This window comes from Anianabacter salinae, from assembly GCF_019061145.1.
In the GTDB taxonomy this organism is placed as follows: domain Bacteria; phylum Pseudomonadota; class Alphaproteobacteria; order Rhodobacterales; family Rhodobacteraceae; genus Anianibacter; species Anianibacter salinarum.
This window is the reverse complement of sequence record NZ_JAHQZS010000002.1, coordinates 410,387-429,706: the sequence shown is the minus strand read 5'-3', so window position 1 is coordinate 429,706 and position 19,320 is coordinate 410,387. Positions and strand designations below refer to the sequence as shown.

The following is a 19,320-nucleotide window of genomic DNA, read 5'->3' as shown; positions in this document are numbered from 1 at the left end:
GGAAACCAGATGCGTTCTACCACTTCGACCTTGGCCCTTTTCATGGGCCTGACCCTCGCCGGGGCCGCCTCGGCGCAGGACACCGTAACTCTGCTCTACTCGGACACGGTGCCTGCAAGCGACATCCGGTCCGAGTTGCTGGCGTCCGAGTTCGGCGGCTGCCTTGGCGATGGCTTTGAATTCGAGCCGCACCACGGCGCAACGCTGTTCGAACAGGGCACCGAGCTGACCGCGATGCAGCGCGGCAACCTCGACATGGGCAACCTCGCGATCTTCGACTTCTACAATCAGGTTCCCGCGACCAGCGTGCTGGGCACGCCGTTCCTGTTCCGCGATTACGAGCACATGCGGGCGGTCTATGACGGCGACGTTCTGGACGCCCTGGAGCAAGAGATCGAGGACGCCGCAGGCGTGAAGGTCCTCGCCTGGCCCTACATCGGCGCGCGGCACATCGGCTATGTCGGCGAAGAGCGGATCATGACACCCGAGGATCTGAACGGCGTGCAGCTGCGCATGCCGCCCGGAGAGGGCTGGCAATTCGTGGGCGAGGCGATGGGCGCAACCCCCGTTCCGGTGCCCTTCACCGAGGTCTACACCGCGCTTCAGACCGGGCAGATCGACGGCCAGGACAACGGCTTTCCGGCCACGCGGTCGATGAAGTTCGACGAGGTGCTAACGCATATCGGCACAACCTCGCACCTGATGGCGTCGAACCTGTTCACCATCTCGCTCGAGACGTGGAACGGCATGACCGAGGACCAGCAGGCCAAGACCTTGGAATGCGCCGACCGGTTCCAGGACGCCGTCGACGCTGAAACCCTGTCGCTGGAGCAATCGCTGTCCGAGGACATGGCGGCGAACGGCGTCGACGTCTACATGCCCGATCTTGCAGCCTTCCAGGAGCATGTGCTCGCGGTCTATCGGGACTCGAAGTATTCCGCCGACTGGCCCGAAGGCCTGGTCGAGCAGATTCAGGCGGTCGGCAACTAGGGCCGCCACGACACAGGGCCGCGGGGCATCGCCGCGCGGCCCGAACCGGCCGCTCTTCGCGCCCGCCCCCTCACCCGACAGGAGGACCCCCGAATGGACCGTGCCAGACCCTTGGTCGACTGGCTTGCCCGCCGCTGCGAGAACGTCCTCGCGCTGCTGCTCGCGTCGATGTTCGTCGCGTTCATCCTGCAGATCGTCTTTCGATATGTCCTTGGCTGGTCGGTCGGCTGGACGATCGAATGGGTCACCATTTCGTGGGTGTGGTGCATCCTGTTCGGCTATGCCTTCGTGGTGCGGGACGAGGACGTGATCCGTCTCGATATCGTCTATCTCGCCGTGCCGCGGCCCGTCCGCCGGGCCTTCGACGTCTTCGCGGGCCTCGGCTGCGCGGGCATCTTCGCCTACACGCTGCCCGCCGCCTGGGACTACATCGACTTCATGGCGCGCGAGCGCACTGCCTACATGCGCTGGCCGTTCAACCTGGTCTTCTCGATCTACATGGGCTTTGCCCTGTCGGTCATCCTGCGTGCGCTTCTGACCGCCTGGAACGGCCTGATGGGCCGCGGCCCCTGGGCCAGCGCCGCCTCTGCCCCGGAGCATCACGATCATGCTTGATCCCTTCACGCTGTCCATTGCCCTGATCGTGGCCCTGACGGTCACCGGGCTGTCCGTCGGGCTGGCGGTGATGAGCGGCTCGTTCCTGTATCTCATCCTGCGCGGTCTCGACCCTTCGCTGGCGACCGAGTCGATGTTGCAAGGGCTGTTCAACGGCTACACGCTGCTGGCGATCCCGCTGTTCATCCTGGCCGCCGACATCATGAATGTCGGCTCGCTGTCGGACCGGCTGCTGCGCTTCTGCCAGGCGCTGGTCGGGCGGTTCCGGGGCGGGCTGGGCCACGTCAACGTGGTGTCCTCGGTGATCTTCTCGGGGATGTCCGGCTCGGCCGTGGCCGATGCGGTGGGCATGGGCAAGATCATCATCAACCTGATGACCAAGGACGGCAAGTATCCCCCCGCCTATGCCGCCGCGATCACTGCGGCGACGGCGACGGTGGGGCCGATCATCCCGCCGTCGATCCCGATGGTGCTTTATGCGCTGGTCTCGGACCAATCCGTCGGCTTCCTGTTCGCGGCGGGGCTTTTGCCGGGGCTGCTCATGGCGCTGATGATGGCGGTGATGAACTACTTCATCGCCCGCCGCCGGGGCTTTCCGACCGACGAGTCGGTCAGTCTGGCGGAACTGCCGCGCCTGACCTTCAACGCGGTCCCGGCCCTGATGCTGCCGGTGATCCTGCTTGGCGGCATCTATTCGGGCGTGATGAGCCCGACCGAGGCGGCTGCCGTCGCGGCGCTCTATGCGCTGGTGATCTCGGTGCTGTTCTACCGCTCGGTGTCGATCAAGCAACTTTATACCGCGCTTCTGAACAGCGCGCGGTCCACCGCATCGGTAGGCGTGCTGATCGCAGGCGCGCTGACCTTTGAATACGTCATCGCGCGGGAACAGCTGGCGCGGTCGATCTCGGTCCTGATCTCCGGCCTCGATCTCAGCCAGGCCGGGTTCCTGATCGCCATAAACGTGCTGATCCTGCTGCTGGGCTGCGTTCTGGAAGGCGGCGCCATCCTGCTTATCATTGTCCCGATCCTGATCCCGGCGGTCGAGGCGATGGGAATCGACCTGCTGCATTTCGGCGTCATCGTCGTCGTCAACGCGATGCTCGGCCTGATCACGCCGCCCTATGGCCTGCTGCTGTTCATCGTATCCAACATCACCAAAGAGCCCATTGGCCGCGTCATCCGCGAGGTCTGGCCGTTCATCGTTGCCCTGCTCGGGGCCCTGGTAATCATCACCTTCGTGCCGGACTTCGTTCTCTTCCTGCCGCGCCTTCTGGGCTACGGGGGCTGACGCATGCGCACCGGCATCGCCACCGTTTCGATTTCAGGCAACCTCGAGGAAAAGATCGAGGCGATCGCAGCAGCCGGGTTCGACGGCATCGAGATCTTCGAGCAGGATTTCATCGCCGATGCCCGCAGCCCCCGCCAGATCGGCCAACTGGTCCGCGACGCCGGGCTGGACGTCATGCTGTTCCAGCCGTTCCGGGATTTCGAATGCCTGCCAGAGCCGCTGCGATCCAAGGCGTTCGACCGGGCGCGGCACAAGTTCGACACCATGGCCGAGCTTGGAACGGACCTCATGCTGATCTGCTCGTCGGTGCACCCCCAATCGCTGGGCGGGATCGACCGGGCCGCCGACGATCTTGCCGCGCTGGGCGAGATCGCAAGCGAGCGCGGGCTGCGCGTGGGGTACGAGGCCCTCGCCTGGGGGCGGCACATCGACGACCACCGCAACGCCTGGGAGATCGTGCGACGCGCCGACCATCCGAATGTCGGCCTGATCCTCGACAGCTTTCACACGCTCGGGCGCGGGCTTGATCCCGAGACGATCCGCGCGATCCCGGGCGACCGCATCTTCTTTGTCCAACTTGCCGATGCGCCGCTGATCGACATGGACCTGCTGTATTGGTCGCGCCACTTTCGCAACATGCCCGGCGAGGGCGATCTGGACATCACCCGCTTCATGCGCTCCGTCATGGCCACCGGCTATGACGGGCCGATCAGCCTCGAGATCTTCAACGACCAGTTTCGCGGCGGGAACGCCCGGATCATCGCCGAGGACGGTCATCGCTCGCTCGTGGCGCTGATGGACGACGTGAAGCGTGCCGAGCCGCAGTCCTGCCTGACATTGCCTGCGCTGCCCGCGCGTGTCGCCCCGACCGGCGTGTCCTTTGTCGAGTTCGCCGCCCGGGGCGACGAGGCGGAACGCCTGGCGAATGCCCTGACTGCGCTGGGCTTCAGCCACGCCGCGCGCCACCGCAACAAGGCGATCGACTTGTTCACCCAAGGCGACATCCGCATCGTTCTGAACCGCGATGACGTCGGACACGCCGCCCACAGCTGGAACGCGCGGGGCACCTGCGTGTGCGATATCGGCCTTGGCGTTGCGTCTGCCGCCGATACCGTCACGCGGGCGGCTGCCCTTGGGCTTGAACCCTTCGGCCAGCCGCTTGGCCCCGGCGAGCGGGATATCCCGGCGATTCGAGGCCTGTCGGGGTCGGTGCTGCATTTCCTCGATCCGGGCGCCGAGACGGTCTGGGACGAAGAGTTCCTCCCGCTGGACCACGCGGACAGCGGCGCGGGCCTGACCCGGATCGACCATGTCGCGCAGACGATGTCCTACTCCGAGATGCTAAGCTGGACGCTGTTCTACACGGCGCTGTTCGACATGCGCAAATCCCCCATGGTCGATGTCGTCGATCCCGATGGGCTGGTGCGCAGCCAGGCGGTAGAGGCGCCGGGCGGTCAACTTCGGGTGACGCTGAACGGCGCAGACACCCACCGCACCTTCGCGGGCAGTTTCCTTGCGGAGTCTTTCGGTTCATCCGTCCAGCATATCGCGCTGTCGACGGACGACATCCTCGAGACTGCGCGCGTGCTCAGGGCGCGCGGGTTCGAAGGGCTGGCGATGCCAGAGAATTACTACAGCGATCTGACTGCGCGGTTCGATCTGCCCGCCGACCTGCTGGCACGCATGCGCGCGGCGAACATCCTCTATGACGCGGACGACCGGGGCGCGTTCTTTCAGCTTTACTCCGTCACCCTGCCGGGCGGCATCTTTATCGAGATCGTTCAGCGCACCGGCGCCTATGGCGGGTACGGCGCCCCCAACGCGCCGTTCCGCATCGCCGCGCAAAAGCGCGCCGGGCGGCGCAAGGGGATGCCGCGCGCCTGATCCGGCCGCATCGGGCATTGTGCCGGTCCATTACATCGCCTATCGACGATCCACGAATGAGGGGCGGGCGTGCCAGACATGGACATCCACATCGCCGAACTGGCAAAGGCGCTGGCGCATCCCGCGCGCCTTCGCATCCTGCGGCTCTTGCTGGCCACGCCCGGCTGCATCGGCGGCGACATCGTCGGCGCTGTCGGACTGGCGCAATCCACGGTGTCCGAGCATCTGCGCATCCTGAAGGCCGCTGGCGTCATCACCGGCGAGATTTCGGGGCCGCGCACCTGCTACGCGCTGAACCCGGACGCCTTTGCCCCGCTTGCGACCTTCATAGGGGCGCTGACGCCGCCCGAAGGCGCAAACTGCTGTCTCCCTGACGATAAGGAAACGCCATGAGCCTCTTTGAACGCTGGCTGTCGCTTTGGGTCGGCTTGTGCATCCTTGCGGGGCTGGCCTTGGGCACCACGGCACCGGGGCTGTTCGGTGCGCTGGCGGGGCTGGAATATGCCTCGGTCAACTTCGTCGTCGCCGTCCTGATCTGGGCGATGGTCTATCCGATGATGATCGCGGTGGATCTCGGCTCGCTCAAGGCGGTGGGGCAGCGCCCCAAGGGCCTGATAATCACGCTGGCGATCAACTGGCTGATAAAGCCCTTCACCATGGCGGCGCTGGCGGTGCTGTTCTTCAACCACGTCTTCGCCGGGCTGATCGACCCTGCCCGCGCCCCCGAATACATCGCGGGCCTGATCCTCTTGGGTGCCGCACCCTGCACCGCGATGGTCTTTATCTGGTCGCAGCTGACCAGGGGCGATCCGAACTACACGCTGGTGCAAGTGTCGGTGAACGATCTGATCATGGTGGTGGCCTTTGCCCCGATCGTGGCCTTCCTGCTGGGCGTGACCAACATCAACGTCCCGTGGGAGACGCTGATCCTGTCCGTCGTCCTCTACATCGTGATCCCTCTGATCGCCGGCATGCTGACACGGCGGGCATTGATCGCGCGGGGCGGCGCAGGAGCGGTCGACGCCTTCACGGCCCGGATCAAGCCCGCCTCCGTGCTGGGCCTGCTGCTGACCGTCGTGCTGCTGTTCGGCTTTCAGGGGCCAGTGATTCTGGCACAGCCGCTGCTGATCGTGCTGATCGCGGTGCCGATCCTCATCCAGTCCTACGGCATCTTCGCGCTGGGCTATGGCGCCGCCTTTCTCTGGGGTGTGCCGCACCGGATTGCCGCGCCCTGCGCGTTGATCGGAACCTCGAACTTCTTCGAACTCGCGGTAGCGGTGGCGATCGGGTTGTTCGGCCTGAACTCCGGCGCGGCTTTGGCGACGGTGGTTGGCGTGCTGGTCGAGGTGCCGGTGATGCTGAGCCTTGTCGCCGTCGCGAACCGCACCCGCGCACGTTTCCCGGCATGAGTGGGAGCACGGCAAGTAGCGCCGGACGGCATCATTGGCCCGTGGCGCGTGCATCCAGTCCGAAAACCGCCATCTGGCTGGCCCCCCCGAAATCGGGGTGCTGCCCGGCGATATCCTCGACGCGGACGGAATAGCCAGCCGCCCCGGCCACGCGCGCGCACCAGTGCCGAAACTGCGCGCGGCCCCATTCGAAACGGTGTCCCGGATGCCGCATCCTGCCGGGCGGCACCCCGAGCAGCCGGTTGAAATCCGCGTTCGGCGTCGAGATCACGGCAAGGCGCGGGCGCATCTTGCGGAACAGCGCCTGTTCCAGCCGCGACAGATCGCCGGGGGCAAGATGCTCGATCGTCTCGACAAGAATCGCGCAGTCAAAGCCCGCAAGATCGGGCGCGGGGTCGGTCATCGACGCCTCGCGCAGATCGATGCGGCACGCCCCGGCTTTCGCGGCGGCCAGCCTGCTGCGCAGCCGGTCAAGCGAGGCCCGGCAGATATCCACCCCGACAAGTTCCGTATAGCGCGGATCGGCGGCGAGCCGAACGAACATGTCGCCGTCGCCGCACCCAAGGTCGAGCACCCGCCGCGCGCCGCTTGCCTCTACCACGTCCAGCATGGCCTTCAGCCGCTCCTCGTGAAGCCAGCTTGTCATGGCGTCCCTGGCGGACAGCGCGTCACATGGCTCATCTTGCTGGCATTCCCGAATTGCACGACCGCGTCTCCGCCGGAGGCAGGACGCCTTCTTATCCGGCGGATCGCGCGCAATCTCAATCGCGGCGGCGCGCTGTGCTCGGCGCCTTGGCAGACCGCGCAAAAAGAAACCCCGCCGGGGGCCTTGCAGTCGTAGCTTTCCCTGACGACCTGCCACAAGGCGCAACACCGCGTCGATACCCGCCTGACCGAAGGCGACGTGCCGAACGGGCCCCGTTCGCGCAGCACAAGGTCGAGAAACTAGGATCGTTGGGCACCGTGATGGGCAGATCTTCGGGCCACGCGCCGGACGAGGGCGACACAGGGCCTCTGGCGGGGCGCGATTTTTTCGCGGGACGCCGGGACATGGTCGACGGGTTCGTGGCGCGTCATTTCACCTGGCCGGGCACCCTTCGGCTGCACGGCGCCGCGCTTGGCTGGGATATCCTCAAGGCGCCGCTGAACGTCCTTCTGTCGCCGATCCTCGTTCTGACCCGGCTCGCCGCCTTTCTTGTCCGCCGCGCGGGACTGCGCGGCGCCGCAGACTGGCTCGACCGGCGGCGCATCCTGCTGCGCACCTCGGTCGCGCGGCGGGTCGAGGTGCTGGTCGCGCGCGATCTTCTGGGCATCCCTCTTGGACCAGAGGCCGCCTTGCGCGACCCCTCTGCCCTGCCCCGCGCCATCCTTGCCGCCCCGCAGCTGCGCGAGATGATCCGCCAGCGCCCAAGCGCCGCAGCCGCTGAAGCCCTTGGCCAGCGGATCGCCGGAACGCTGGGCACCTACGCCAGCACAAGGTCCGCCGTTGCCGAGATGACGACGACGCTGTGTATCCTCGTGATCGGCGCGCTGGTCTTCCAGGCGCTCACGCCGGGCCTGATCTCGATGGCGCCGGACGTGGCAAGCTCGATTTCCCGCAGCCAGGCGATCGCGTCGTTCCCGCTGGGCCAGACGCTGGGCGGGGTGTGGTATGGTGTGCTGGGCGTCCGTGCCGCGCCGTGGCTGATCGGCGCGTCCGTGGCGGGCCTGATCATGCTTGGCTCTGTCTTCACCGCGTTTGCGGGCGTCATTGCCGATCCGGTGCAAAGCCGCCTTGGCATCCATCACAGGCGCCTTGGACGCTTGATAGACACGCTGGAGGCAGACGTCACGGGAGGTGCAGGCAGGCCCTTTGCCGCGCGAGAACACGTCTATGCCCGCATCCTCGACCTGTGGGACGCGGCCGCCAGCGCCGTGCGTCTGTTCAGAAGCTGACCAGACCGGCCTCACCCCGGGATCGGTTATCGCGAGGGCAATGACCCCGTGGCGGTCATCCGCAGGCGGGGAGTCCCCTACAGCAGACATTAAAACATCAATAGAAACAATCTGGTACCCGAGGTCGGACTCGAACCGACAAGCCTTTCGGCGGGGGATTTTGAATCCCCTGCGTCTACCATTCCGCCACTCGGGCCCAGTGGCGCATCGAATAACGCCCAAGGCCCCGGCCCGTCCAGAGCGAAAATCAAAGCTGACGGGCGGAAAACGTGTCGCAGACCGAGGCATCGCCCGTGTCGAACCCGCGGCGGAACCAGCGTTCGCGTTGAGCTGACGTGCCGTGCTGGAAGGTGTGCGGCTGCGGCACGCGGCCCGCGCTGCGTTGCAAGGTATCGTCCCCGATCTGGCGGGCGGCGTTCAGCGCCTCACCAAGATCGCCGCGCTCCATGATGTCAAAGCGTGCGTCGGCGTGGGCGGCCCAGACCCCCGACAGGCAATCGGCCTGCAACTCGATCCGCACCGAGATTGCGTTCGACTCGGCCTCGCTCGCCCGGGCGCGCGCCGCGTTGGCCTGCGCGAGGATGCCAAGCTCGGCCTGCACATGATGCGCGATCTCGTGCGCCACGACATAGGCAGCGGCGAAATCGCCGGACGCGCCAAGGCGCTCGGACAGGGTCGTGAAGAACGCGGTGTCGAGATAGGCCTTCTTGTCCGCAGGGCAGTAGAACGGGCCGGTCGCGCCCGATGCCCCGCCGCAGGGCGACTGCGTGACACCCTTGAACAGCACCAGGGTCGCGGGCGCATAGGTCTCGCCGAACTGGTCGCGGAAGATGTCTGTCCAGACCTCCTCGGTGTCGGCCAGCGTGACGGCGACGAAATCGCCCGCGCGCCGGTCCGCCTCGGTCAGAGGCGTGGCAGCGCTTGTCTGCGGCTGCCCGGTGCCCTGAAGCAAGGGCGTGACGTCGATCCCGAGGAAGTAGCCGATCGCCAGCACCGCCAGCAGCCCGACACCGCCGATCCCTGCGCCGCGCCCTGCACCGCCGCTGGTGCGCCGGTCCTCGATGTTGCGGCTTTGCCGCCTGCCCTGCCACCGCATCGTCCGCCCCTTGAACCTGCCCCGCGCGCAGAGTTTACCCGTCCCGCGCGCCTGCACAACGCTCTTGATCTTGACCGGCGCGTGCGCGCGTGGCGTAAGGCGCGCGGACAGGTAGCGCGAGGCACCGATGCTCAGACGGCTTTATGACTGGACGATCTCGCTGGCCGAGACGAAATACGCGCTCTGGGCGCTGGCGGCGGTGGCATTCGTCGAAAGCTCGGTGTTCCCGATCCCGCCCGACTTGCTGATGATCCCGATGATCCTTGCCGCGCCGCGCCGGGCCTGGCTGATCGCGGGGATCGCCACGGTGTCCTCGGTCCTCGGCGGCGTTCTGGGTTACGTAATCGGCGCGTTCTTCTATGACAGCCTGGGCCAGCCGATCCTGGAAGCGCTGGGCAAGGCCGACCGAATGGCCGAGTTCAACCAGCGGTTCAACGACTTCGGCTTCTGGCCGGTGCTGATCGCGGGGATCACGCCGTTTCCCTACAAGGTCATCACGATCATGTCCGGCTGGACTGGCCTGCCGTTCATGACCTTCGTGATCGCCTCGATCATCGCGCGGGGCGCGCGGTTCTTCATCGTCGCGGCGCTGCTGTGGAAGTTCGGCGATCCGATCCGCGACTTCATCGAACGGCGGCTGGGGCTGGTGTTCGTTGCCTTCGTGCTGCTGCTGATCGGCGGGTTCGCCGTGGTGAGGTTCCTGTGACCCGGCGCGGGCTGATCGCACTGGCCGCGTCGGGGTCGGCGGCGCTGCTGCTGGGGGCGCTGGCGTTTCAGTATTGGGGCGGCCTTGCACCTTGCAAGCTGTGCATCTGGCAGCGTTGGCCCCATGGCGCGGCGATCCTGATCGGCCTCGTCGGCCTGATCCTGCCCCTGCGCTGGATCGCGGGCCTCGGCGCGCTTGCGGCGCTGTCGACGGCGGGCGTCGGGCTTTATCATGTGGGCGTCGAGCAAGGCTGGTGGGAAGGCCCCACCACCTGCACCTCCGGCAGCGTCACGGGCCTGAGCACGCAAGACCTGATGGCGCAGATCATGACGGCGCCGCTGGTGCGCTGCGACGACATCGCCTGGAGCATGGCAGGCATTTCCATGGCGGGCTGGAACGCGATCCTGTCGCTGGGCCTTGCCGCGATCTGGATCGCTGCCGCGCTGCGTCAGGTCAGCTCGAAATAGAGCCATACAAGGAAAACTGCCGTGCCGGTGCCCCAGATGTAGCGCGGCGGCACCCGAAGGATGCGCTCGCCCAGAAAGATCGCCAGCGCAGCCTCGCCGAAATACCGCAGCGCGCGGGACGATCCGATGGCGAACAGGAACACCGGGATATTGGCCCCGATGGCCCCCGCCCCCAGCGTGCCAAGCTGGATCGGTGCGGGCGTCAGCGACAGCATGAACACCGTCCAGAACATCTGTTCCAGCGCCATGTCCTGCGTCAGCATGTCCTCGATCACGCCAACGTCATAGCGCCACAGCAGCGGCCGGGCGAGTGTCTCGAAGGCATAGGCACCGACGACGTAAAAGATCATCGAGGCGATCATCACGCCGACCCACATCGACAGCGCGATGCCAAGCGCGCGGCGCGGCCGGTGGATCATCATCGGCACGGTCGCGATCTCGATCGGCACCGGCACGACGGTATTCTCCAGCACCGACGCCGCGGCGATCGCCGGATACAGCCGCCGGTCGTCGCCCCAGCGCTGAAGCGTGGCGGTGATGCGACTTGCCCGAGACGGGCGCGCAGGGCCCTGCTGCGGACCGCTCCTGTCAGGTGTCACGTCGACCGCGGGATCGCGCCGCCCCCAGACCCAGGGTGAACGCCTCGATCAGCGCGGCCAGCGTGACAGCGTTCGTGGGCGGAGGTGCGGCGACCGGGACGCGTGGTTTCAACATCGACGTGATCCCCAGGACGACAAGGCCGAGGCCGACGAATACACCGCCCATCACCAGAGCGGCAAATGTCGGATCGCGCAACTCGACCAGCACAAGCCATGCGGCGACCCCCAGAAAGATTACACCGACCAGCATCAGCACGCATGCGAAAACCGACAGCGCCGCGCGGCGCGCGGCACCTTGGGCCTTTCGGACATAGGCGTCGATCATGAAGTCACCGGCGCGTCAGCATGCCGGCGAGAAAGCCGAGACCGGCCGCGACGCCCATTGCCGCAAGCGGCTGCTGCCGGATCTGTTCGGCGGCGGTGTGCGAAAGATCCTCGGCATAGCCCTGCATCTCGCGGGCCTGCCGCTCACCGGTGGCGCGCAGGCGCTCGGCTTCGCTCCGGGCGCGGGTGCGGGCACCCTCGGCGCTTTCGCGGCCATAGGTGCCGACGGTCTTGCCCAGATCGGCGATGTCCTTGCGCAGCGTGTCGAGCTGCGCCTTGAGGTCTTCGACGGTCACGTTCTGATCGGTCGTCGTGGTTGGCTTTGCCATGCTGTCCCCTCCTGACGGGATGTTGTTCAGGCAGCCAACACGGGCGACGCGTCAAAGGTTCCCGACGTCAATTCCGCTTCAATGCAGTTTCAACCCGCCCTCGACGGTGTATTCGCCGACAACCTGCCGCCACTCGGTCGGGGCCAGCATCTTGCGGTGTACGAAACGAACCGAATGCAGCGGCCCCTCGATCCTGTCCTGCCAGTATTCGATGAAGCCGAACAGCTTGGGGTGGTCCGGCGCGGTGTCGTAGTCCTGCCAGACAAAGGTGTTCAACACGTTGCGATAGTCGGGCATCCGGTAGAACACCTCTGCCGTGGTCAGCCCGTATCCCTTGAGAAGCATTTCGGTTTCGGTCATGGCGGTTGAGCCTGTTTGCTGTTACCTGTCGGGAAATCATGCGCCAACCGTTTTAGTTTTCAACAAAAACAGTATGTTGGCACTCCCGCCCGGTGGCTGCTTGCCGCATTTCCGGGCAAGGATTGTATCCCATATGAAGGATGCGATAGACTGCGCTACAACAAGATATAGAGCGCGCGACAAGGACGAGCCGAAACGTGAGCGATACGCCCGAACCCCCTGAGAACATGGACGAAACCGGCCCCAAGCGGCATCCGCATGACGGCCCCACCATTTCCATCGAAGAGGAAATGCGCTCGTCCTATCTCGACTACGCGATGAGCGTGATCGTCAGCCGCGCGATCCCCGATCTGCGCGACGGCCTGAAACCTGTGCACCGCCGCATCCTGTATGCGATGCACGAGACCGGCAACACGCACGACAAGCCTTACCGCAAATCCGCGCGCCCCGTCGGCGACGTGATGGGCAAATACCACCCGCACGGCGACAGCGCGATCTACGACGCTCTGGTGCGGATGGCGCAGGATTTCTCGATGTCGCTGCCGCTGCTGGACGGTCAGGGCAATTTCGGCTCGATGGACGGCGATAACCCTGCTGCGATGCGCTATACCGAAGTGCGGATGGACAAGCCCGCACAGGCGCTGCTGGCGGACATTGAGAAAGAAACCGTCGCGTTCCAGGACAACTACGACGGCAAGGATCTTGAACCGACCGTCCTGCCCGCGCGCTTTCCCAACATGCTGGTCAACGGCGCGGGCGGCATCGCCGTCGGCATGGCCACCAACATCCCGCCGCACAATCTGGGCGAGGTGATCGACGCGACGCTAGCGCTGATCGAAAACCCCGATCTCGATTCGCTGCAGCTGATGGATTACATCCCTGCCCCGGATTTCCCGACGGGCGGGCTGATCCTTGGCCGGTCGGGCGCGCGCAAGGCCTATACCGAGGGACGCGGCAGCGTCATCATCCGCGCCAAGACCCGCATCGAGGAGTTGCGCAAGGACCGCTTCGCCATCGTGCTGGACGAAATCCCCTATCAGGTGAACAAGGCCTCGATGATCGAGAAGATCGCCGATCTGGTGCGCGAGAAGCGGCTGGAGGGCATCTCGGCGGTGCAGGACGAATCCGACCGCGTGGGCGTGCGCGTGGTGATCGAGCTGAAGCGCGACGCGACGCCCGAGGTGGTGCTGAACCAGCTGTTCCGCTTCACCCCGATGCAGACGTCGTTCGGCTGCAACATGCTGGCGCTGAACGGCGGCAAGCCCGAACAGCTGACGCTGCGCGAGTTCCTGACCCACTTCATCACCTTTCGCGAGGAAGTCGTCGCCAACCGCACCGCGTTCGAGTTGCGCAAGGCACGCGAGCGCAGCCATGTGCTGTGCGGCCTGGCCGTCGCGGTGTCGAACGTCGACGAGGTTGTCGCGACGATCCGGCAATCTGCCGACGCGAACGAGGCGCGCGAGGCGCTGATGACCCGCCGCTGGCCCGCGGGCGAGATCATCGACTACATCAAGCTGATCGACGATCCGACCCACACCGTGAACGACGACGGCACCTACAACCTGTCCGAACGGCAGGCGCGCGCGATCCTTGAATTGCGGCTGCAGCGCCTGACGCAGATCGGCGTCAAGGAAGTCACGGACGAGCTGGCCGAGCTGGCCGAGAAGATCAAGGACTACCTGGCCATCCTGCGCTCGCGCGAGAGGATCATGGCGATCATCTCGGACGAATTGCGCGAGGTGAAGGACCAGTTCGCCGTTCCGCGCCGCACCGAGATCGTCGATTGGTCCGGCGACATGGAGGACGAAGACCTGATCGAGCGTGAGGACATGGTCGTCACGATCACCCAGGGCGGCTATGTCAAGCGCACGCCGCTTGCCGACTTCCGCGCGCAGAAACGCGGCGGCAAGGGCGTGTCGGGCGGCGCTCTCAAGGATGACGACGTGGTGACATCGCTGTTCGTGGCGAACACCCACACGCCGCTTCTGTTCTTCACGACCGACGGGATGGTCTACAAGCTCAAGACCTGGCGGCTGCCGCAGGCGGCGCGCGGGGCGCGCGGCAAGGCGATCGTCAACATCCTGCCGATTCCAACCGGCGTTTCCATCGCCGCGATCATGCCGGTGGACCGCGACGAGGATCAGTGGGACCAGTTGCAGATCGTGTTCGCCACCTCCGAAGGTGACGTGCGCCGCAACGCGCTGTCGGACTTCACCAACGTGATGCGCAACGGCAAGATCGCGATGAAGCTACCGGACGGCGTGTTCCTCGTGAATGCGCGCATCGCCGGGGAGGACGAGGACGTGATGCTCGTGACCGCCAGCGGGCGCGCGATCCGGTTCCGGACGACGGATGTGCGCGTGTTCAAGGGCCGCGATTCCACCGGCGTGCGCGGCATCCGGCTGGGCAAGGGTGACAAGGTCGTGTCGATGGCCGTCATCCGTCACTTCGAGGCATCTGCAGAGGAACGCGCCGCCTACCTCAAGATGCGCCGCGCCGTGGCGGGCATGGCCGACGATGCCGAGGGTAACGACGACGACGACCAGGTCGCGGACGTTGCGCTGCCGCAGGACCGCTATGCCGAGATGTCGGCGGCCGAGGACCTGATCCTGACGATTACCGCACAAGGCTCGGGCAAGCTGTCGTCGAGCCATGACTACCCGGTGCGCGGCCGCGGCGGCCAGGGTGTCGCCGCAATGGACCGCGCGATGCGGGGCGGCGCGCTTGTCGCATCCTTCCCGGTGGAGACCGGCGACCAGATCATGCTTGCGACCTCGACCGGCCAGTCGATCCGGGTGCCGGTCGATGGCATCTCGTTCCGCTCGCGCGGGGCGGGCGGGGTCAAGGTGTTCAACACCGGAAAGGGCGAAGAGGTCGTGTCGGTCGCCTGGATCGCCGATCAGGGCGAGGATGAGACCGCCGACGCCGACGTCGATCAGGCCGGACCGGACGCGCCGGGCGGCGAGGTCTAGCCGCCCATCGTGGCAAAGACATCTCGGAAGTTTGGTTAAAGCGGGGTTAAAAGCCCCGCTTTTGCCATTTTCGGGCCACCATCCGGCCTTGGTGCTGGAGTGAATTGTCGAGGTCAGGTGTGGGGGCGCTACGACGACGGGACAAAATCATGTCTGCTGCCCGCCCTGCTCCGGTTGCGCACAATGGCGACGTCTGCACGTCGCGGTCCGCGCTGCTTGCAACCCGCCTTCTGATTTCCTCGTATTTCGTTGTTGTCGGTCTGTGTCTGATCGAGGACCCTGTTCTCTATACCTTTCTCATTCCCGGTCACCTGAACAGCTTTGCCTCGCAAAGCCTGCAGCTTCTGGTGATCCTTGCCGCGTCGCTGATCATGCTGGCGCGGTTCGTCCGCCCGGCGGCGCTGTTCCTGATCGTCTTCACCATGGCCTCTGCAGGCATTCACTTTGGCAGCACATGGTCGGGTGACAGCCTGGAATCGCTCTGGCGCGAGGTGTCGCTGATCGGCGCGCTTCTGATGATCGCGCTGACCGCCCGCCCGGTGATCCTGGATCTGACCGCGATCTTCGGCAAACGACCTGCCGTGACGCCGCGCAGGGTCAAGCTGGACACGTCCGGCCTGCCCGCCTCGCTGCTGGCAGAGGTCGAGGACGATGACGAAGTCGAGGAAAAGGACGCCCAGCCGCAGCTTGAGCGGGGCGAGATTTCCAACCTGTTCCACGACCTGTGGGAAGATACGCAACCGATCCGAACGCGGCCCGGCACCGCCTGAGCGCCGCGTTCACACCCACTCCGCTGCTGCCCGCTTTGAACCTCGGGAAGTGTCCAGCTCAGCAGTTCACTCATGGCGGCGGCGGACAGGCCGGGTCTTCGGACCCGGCCAACTTCGCTTTTCCGCACAGAGCCTGTGAAAATTCGGCCCTTTCACGCCCTCACGCACAAGTCTAGCTGACCCCCATCGCATAACCCGTCGATGGAGACGCACATGACCCAATCCACCAACCTGATTCTTCTGGCCGCCCGCATCCTGCTCGGCCTTCTGTTCATCGTCGCAGGCTTCGGCAAACTGGCCGATGTTCAGGGCTTTGCAGGCTACATGGCCTCGGGCGGCGTTCCCGCCGCTCTGGCCTGGCCCGTCGTCCTGTTCGAGATTCTCGGCGGCATCGCCCTGATCGCGGGTTTCCAGACCCGCTGGGTGGCGCTTGGCCTCGCCGCCTTCTGTGTCCTGTCGGGCGCGCTGTATCACTTCGTCCCCGCTGACCAGATGCAGATGACCAGCTTCCTGAAGAACCTTGGCCTTGCAGGCGGTTACCTTGCGCTGTTCGTTACGGGCGCAGGCGCATTCTCGGTCGACCGGATGCTTGGAGGCTCGCGCGGCAACGCCCTGGCCTGATCTGGCCTGATCCGCCACCTATCCGAAATCGGGGAAGGCGCGATGCGTCTTCCCCTTTTCATGGGCGGGGCAGACCGCTACATGACCGCCATGTCTGAAAAGCTTCACATTGTCGGCGGCGGCATGGCCGGGTCCGAAGCGGCCTGGCAAGCGGCGCAAATGGGCGTCGATGTCGTGCTGCACGAAATGCGCCCCGAGGTCGGCACCTTCGCGCACCAGACCGGCCAGTTCGCCGAGATGGTGTGTTCCAACTCGTTCCGCTCGGACGACGACGAACAGAACGCCGTGGGCCTCTTGCATTGGGAAATGCGCGCGGCGGACGGCCTTCTGATGGAAATGGCGACGCGCCACAAGCTGCCCGCAGGCGGCGCGCTGGCGGTGGACCGCGACGCCTTTGCCGAAGGCGTGACCGAACGGCTGCGCGCGCATCCGCGCATCAGCGTCGAGGCGGGAGAGATCAACGCGCTGCCCGACAGCGGCCACTGGATCATCGCCACCGGCCCCCTGACATCTGGCGCGCTGGCCGAAGCGATCCGCGCCGAGACCGGAACCGAGGCGCTGGCCTTCTTCGACGCCATCGCGCCCATCGTCTATGCCGACAGCATCGACATGTCGAAGGCGTGGATGCAGTCGCGCTATGACAAGGGCGAGACCGAGGAAGAGCGCACCGCCTACCTCAACTGCCCGATGGACAAGGGCCAGTACGAGGCGTTCATCGACGCGCTGCTGGCCGCCGACAAGACCGAATTCCACGAAGGCGAGACTGCCGGATATTTCGACGGCTGCCTGCCGATCGAGGTGATGGCCGAACGCGGCCGCGAAACCCTGCGCCACGGCCCAATGAAACCTGTCGGCCTGACCAACCCGCATCAGCCCGACATCAAGGCGCACGCCATCGTTCAGCTGCGCCGCGACAACAAGCTGGGCACGCTGTTCAACATCGTCGGCTTCCAGACCAAGATGAAATACGGCGCGCAAACCGAGGTTCTGCGCACCATTCCCGGGCTGGAGAACGCAAGCTTCGCGCGGCTGGGCGGCATCCACCGCAACACGTTCCTCAATTCCCCGACGCTGCTGGACGGTGCGATGCGCCTGCGCTCAAAGCCGCATATCCGCTTTGCCGGACAGATCACCGGGGTCGAGGGCTATGTCGAATCGGCCGCGATGGGCCTTCTGGCGGGCCGGATGGCTGCGGGCGAGATCCTGGGCCTGCCCGTCACGCCGCCGCCACCCGAAACGGCCACCGGCGCGCTTGTGACCCACATCACCGGCGGCGCGGATGCCAAGACGTTCCAGCCGATGAACGTGAACTTCGGCCTGTTCCCGCCCGTTGACCTCAAGGGCGGGCGCCGCAATCGCCCCGCGCGCTACAAGGCCTACACCGACCGCGCCAAGGCAGCGTGGCAGGACTGGCTTGCCCAATCCCGGCAGGACGACGCCGCTTGATATCCGCATCCCGGAGACGTTCCATGGCCAAGAGCTATTTCGACAAGGTCTATGCGGCGGACACCGCCGAAGAGACCCGCGCGCTCTATGACGACTGGGCGGGCAAGTACGACGCCGATCTGCAGGAGCATGGCTATGTGACGCCCGAGCGGGTCGCCAAGGCGTTGGCGAAGCACCTCGACGACAAGTCGCTGCCGATCCTCGACTTCGGCTGCGGCACCGGGCTGTCGGGCACCGCTTTGAAGGCGGAAGGGTTCACCCGCATCGACGGCGCCGACCTGTCGTCCGAGATGCTGGAAGAAGCGCACGAAAAAGGCGTCTACCGAAAGCTGCGGCAGGTCGGAAACGGCGCCAAGATGCCGTGCATGCAGGGCGATTATGCCGCCGTCGCTGCAGCGGGGGTGATCGGCGCGGGCGCCGCCCCGGCCTCGGTCTTCGACAAGCTGATGGGTATTCTTGCGCCCGGCGGGCTTCTGGCGTTTTCATTCAACGACCACACGCTGCAGGACGAAAGCTACACCGACAAGCTGTCCAACTGCATCAAGAGCGGCAAGGCGAAGATCCTGTTCCAGGAACACGGCGAGCATGTTCCGGGCATCGACCTTGGCGCGACGGTCTACGTTCTCGAAAAGCTGTGACGTTCACGACCCGGTTCGCGCCCTCGCCGACCGGGCCGCTGCACCTCGGTCATGCCTATTCCGCGATACTGGCCCATGACATGGCCCGCGCCGCAGACGGGCGGTTCCTGCTGCGGATCGAGGATATCGACCGCCAGCGCGCCCGCCCCGAATGGGAAACCGCGATCTTCGACGATCTCGCATGGCTCGGCCTGAGGTGGGAGGCGCCGGTGATGCGCCAGTCGGATCGCTTGGCCGTCTACCGCGCCGCTCTTGACCGGCTCTGGACAGAGGGTTGGCTGTACGCCTGCACCTGCACCCGCCGCGACATTCTGGAGGCCGCCAGCGCCCCGCAGGAAGGCGCGCCGCTGACCGGCCCTGACGGCATCGTCTATCCCGGCACCTGCCGCGGGCGGCGCGACACCGGCGGCCCGGCGCCGACCGATGCCGCCTTGCGGCTCGACATGGCGCGGGCAGTGGCCAAGGTGGCTCCCGAGGGTGTGAGTTGGCACGAGACCGGCGCCGAGCCGGATGGCGAGACCGGCACGGTCCATATCCCGCCGCAAACGGTGATCGACCGCGTCGGCGACGTGGTGCTGTCGCGCCGCGAGATGGGCACGTCCTATCATCTGTCGGTGGTGCTGGACGACGCGGCGCAGGACGTCAGCCATGTGGTGCGCGGGCGCGATCTGTTCGAGGCGACGGCGATCCATGTGGTGCTGCAAAGCCTACTGGGCCTGCCCACGCCAAGCTTCCATCACCACCGCCTGATCCGCGACGATCACGGCAAACGCCTGGCCAAGCGCGACGACGCCCGTGCAATCAGGCTCTACCGCGACGAGGGCGCATCGCCGCAGGACATCCGGGCGATGGTCGGGGCCTGACGGCGCGG

The 19,320-nt window shown here is 66.0% G+C and carries 21 protein-coding genes and 1 tRNA gene; 15 read left to right on the top strand and 7 right to left on the bottom strand.

Annotated features, from left to right (window positions below):
- Nucleotides 1-9 precede the first annotated feature (9 nt).
- The 6 genes from dctP (at nucleotide 10) to arsB (ending at nucleotide 6,186) form a co-directional block, all read left to right on the top strand.
- On the top strand, nucleotides 10-990 hold the full coding sequence (dctP, locus tag KTJ87_RS06695) for a TRAP transporter substrate-binding protein DctP (RefSeq protein WP_267138324.1): 981 nt from the start codon (nucleotides 10-12) through the stop codon (nucleotides 988-990).
- A gap of 93 nt (nucleotides 991-1,083) precedes the next feature.
- On the top strand, nucleotides 1,084-1,605 hold the full coding sequence (locus tag KTJ87_RS06690; protein WP_267138323.1) for a TRAP transporter small permease: 522 nt from the start codon (nucleotides 1,084-1,086) through the stop codon (nucleotides 1,603-1,605).
- Nucleotides 1,598-2,893, top strand: coding sequence for a TRAP transporter large permease (locus KTJ87_RS06685; protein ID WP_267138322.1), 1,296 nt, complete (start codon nucleotides 1,598-1,600; stop codon nucleotides 2,891-2,893). The genes KTJ87_RS06690 and KTJ87_RS06685 overlap by 8 nt, the downstream gene beginning before the upstream one ends.
- Nucleotides 2,894-2,896: 3 nt before the next feature.
- Nucleotides 2,897-4,777: a bifunctional sugar phosphate isomerase/epimerase/4-hydroxyphenylpyruvate dioxygenase family protein gene (locus KTJ87_RS06680; protein ID WP_267138321.1), complete on the top strand. Its 1,881-nt coding sequence runs from the start codon at nucleotides 2,897-2,899 to the stop codon at nucleotides 4,775-4,777.
- Between the two features lie 78 nt (nucleotides 4,778-4,855).
- Nucleotides 4,856-5,170 carry an ArsR/SmtB family transcription factor gene (locus tag KTJ87_RS06675; RefSeq protein ID WP_267138748.1) on the top strand — a complete coding sequence of 105 codons (315 nt, stop codon included), beginning with the start codon at nucleotides 4,856-4,858 and terminating at the stop codon, nucleotides 5,168-5,170.
- Nucleotides 5,167-6,186: an ACR3 family arsenite efflux transporter gene (gene arsB / locus KTJ87_RS06670; protein WP_267138320.1), complete on the top strand. Its 1,020-nt coding sequence runs from the start codon at nucleotides 5,167-5,169 to the stop codon at nucleotides 6,184-6,186. The genes KTJ87_RS06675 and arsB overlap by 4 nt, the downstream gene beginning before the upstream one ends.
- A gap of 31 nt (nucleotides 6,187-6,217) precedes the next feature.
- On the opposite strand, the gene KTJ87_RS06665 is transcribed toward arsB, so the two are convergent.
- Nucleotides 6,218-6,832 (bottom strand): methyltransferase domain-containing protein, encoded by a 615-nt coding sequence (locus KTJ87_RS06665; RefSeq protein WP_267138319.1) that lies wholly within the window; start codon nucleotides 6,830-6,832, stop codon nucleotides 6,218-6,220.
- A 320-nt stretch (nucleotides 6,833-7,152) separates the two neighbouring features.
- On the opposite strand from KTJ87_RS06665, the gene KTJ87_RS06660 reads away from it, so the two are divergent.
- A complete protein-coding gene (locus tag KTJ87_RS06660; RefSeq protein WP_267138318.1) occupies nucleotides 7,153-8,121 on the top strand; it encodes a DUF6635 family protein in 969 nt (322 codons plus the stop codon).
- 112 nt (nucleotides 8,122-8,233) lie between these two features.
- On the opposite strand, the gene KTJ87_RS06655 is transcribed toward KTJ87_RS06660, so the two are convergent.
- Nucleotides 8,234-8,317: transfer RNA gene (locus KTJ87_RS06655), tRNA-Leu, on the bottom strand.
- Nucleotides 8,318-8,368: 51 nt separating this feature from the next.
- Nucleotides 8,369-9,217 (bottom strand): KPN_02809 family neutral zinc metallopeptidase, encoded by an 849-nt coding sequence (gene ypfJ, locus KTJ87_RS06650; RefSeq protein WP_267138317.1) that lies wholly within the window; start codon nucleotides 9,215-9,217, stop codon nucleotides 8,369-8,371.
- Between the two features lie 127 nt (nucleotides 9,218-9,344).
- On the opposite strand from ypfJ, the gene KTJ87_RS06645 reads away from it, so the two are divergent.
- Together KTJ87_RS06645 and KTJ87_RS06640 are read left to right on the top strand one after the other, a co-directional pair.
- Entirely contained in the window at nucleotides 9,345-9,923 is a 579-nt protein-coding gene (locus KTJ87_RS06645) for a YqaA family protein (RefSeq protein WP_267138316.1), read from the top strand.
- On the top strand, nucleotides 9,920-10,390 hold the full coding sequence (locus tag KTJ87_RS06640; RefSeq protein WP_267138315.1) for a disulfide bond formation protein B: 471 nt from the start codon (nucleotides 9,920-9,922) through the stop codon (nucleotides 10,388-10,390). Before KTJ87_RS06645 ends, KTJ87_RS06640 begins: the two co-directional genes overlap by 4 nt.
- Here KTJ87_RS06640 and KTJ87_RS06635 read toward each other — a convergent pair.
- The 4 genes from KTJ87_RS06635 to KTJ87_RS06620 form a co-directional block, all read right to left on the bottom strand.
- Nucleotides 10,372-10,989 carry a YqaA family protein gene (locus KTJ87_RS06635; protein ID WP_267138314.1) on the bottom strand — a complete coding sequence of 206 codons (618 nt, stop codon included), beginning with the start codon at nucleotides 10,987-10,989 and terminating at the stop codon, nucleotides 10,372-10,374. The two genes, KTJ87_RS06640 and KTJ87_RS06635, sit on opposite strands and share 19 nt — an antisense overlap.
- Nucleotides 10,979-11,314 carry a hypothetical protein gene (locus KTJ87_RS06630; protein ID WP_267138313.1) on the bottom strand — a complete coding sequence of 112 codons (336 nt, stop codon included), beginning with the start codon at nucleotides 11,312-11,314 and terminating at the stop codon, nucleotides 10,979-10,981. The genes KTJ87_RS06635 and KTJ87_RS06630 overlap by 11 nt, the downstream gene beginning before the upstream one ends.
- A 4-nt stretch (nucleotides 11,315-11,318) precedes the next feature.
- Nucleotides 11,319-11,642 (bottom strand): DUF883 family protein, encoded by a 324-nt coding sequence (locus KTJ87_RS06625; protein ID WP_267138312.1) that lies wholly within the window; start codon nucleotides 11,640-11,642, stop codon nucleotides 11,319-11,321.
- Between the two features lie 78 nt (nucleotides 11,643-11,720).
- Nucleotides 11,721-12,002, bottom strand: coding sequence for an usg protein (locus tag KTJ87_RS06620; RefSeq protein WP_267138311.1), 282 nt, complete (start codon nucleotides 12,000-12,002; stop codon nucleotides 11,721-11,723).
- Between the two features lie 197 nt (nucleotides 12,003-12,199).
- Between KTJ87_RS06620 and gyrA the strand changes: the two genes are divergently transcribed.
- From gyrA to gluQRS, 6 genes are all read left to right on the top strand, one after another.
- Nucleotides 12,200-14,974, top strand: coding sequence for a DNA gyrase subunit A (gene gyrA, locus KTJ87_RS06615; protein ID WP_267138310.1), 2,775 nt, complete (start codon nucleotides 12,200-12,202; stop codon nucleotides 14,972-14,974).
- Nucleotides 14,975-15,123: 149 nt separating this feature from the next.
- Entirely contained in the window at nucleotides 15,124-15,744 is a 621-nt protein-coding gene (locus KTJ87_RS06610) for a hypothetical protein (RefSeq protein WP_267138309.1), read from the top strand.
- 213 nt (nucleotides 15,745-15,957) lie between these two features.
- The gene (locus tag KTJ87_RS06605) at nucleotides 15,958-16,365 is read left to right on the top strand and encodes a DoxX family protein (RefSeq protein WP_323371661.1); all 408 of its coding nucleotides are present in this window, start codon (nucleotides 15,958-15,960) and stop codon (nucleotides 16,363-16,365) included.
- Between the two features lie 90 nt (nucleotides 16,366-16,455).
- Entirely contained in the window at nucleotides 16,456-17,811 is a 1,356-nt protein-coding gene (gene trmFO / locus KTJ87_RS06600; RefSeq protein ID WP_267138747.1) for a methylenetetrahydrofolate--tRNA-(uracil(54)-C(5))-methyltransferase (FADH(2)-oxidizing) TrmFO, read from the top strand.
- A 23-nt stretch (nucleotides 17,812-17,834) separates the two neighbouring features.
- Entirely contained in the window at nucleotides 17,835-18,449 is a 615-nt protein-coding gene (locus KTJ87_RS06595) for a class I SAM-dependent DNA methyltransferase (RefSeq protein ID WP_267138307.1), read from the top strand.
- Nucleotides 18,446-19,312, top strand: a complete 867-nt coding sequence (gluQRS, locus tag KTJ87_RS06590) for a tRNA glutamyl-Q(34) synthetase GluQRS (RefSeq protein WP_267138306.1) — start codon at nucleotides 18,446-18,448, stop codon at nucleotides 19,310-19,312. The genes KTJ87_RS06595 and gluQRS overlap by 4 nt, the downstream gene beginning before the upstream one ends.
- Nucleotides 19,313-19,320 lie beyond the last annotated feature (8 nt).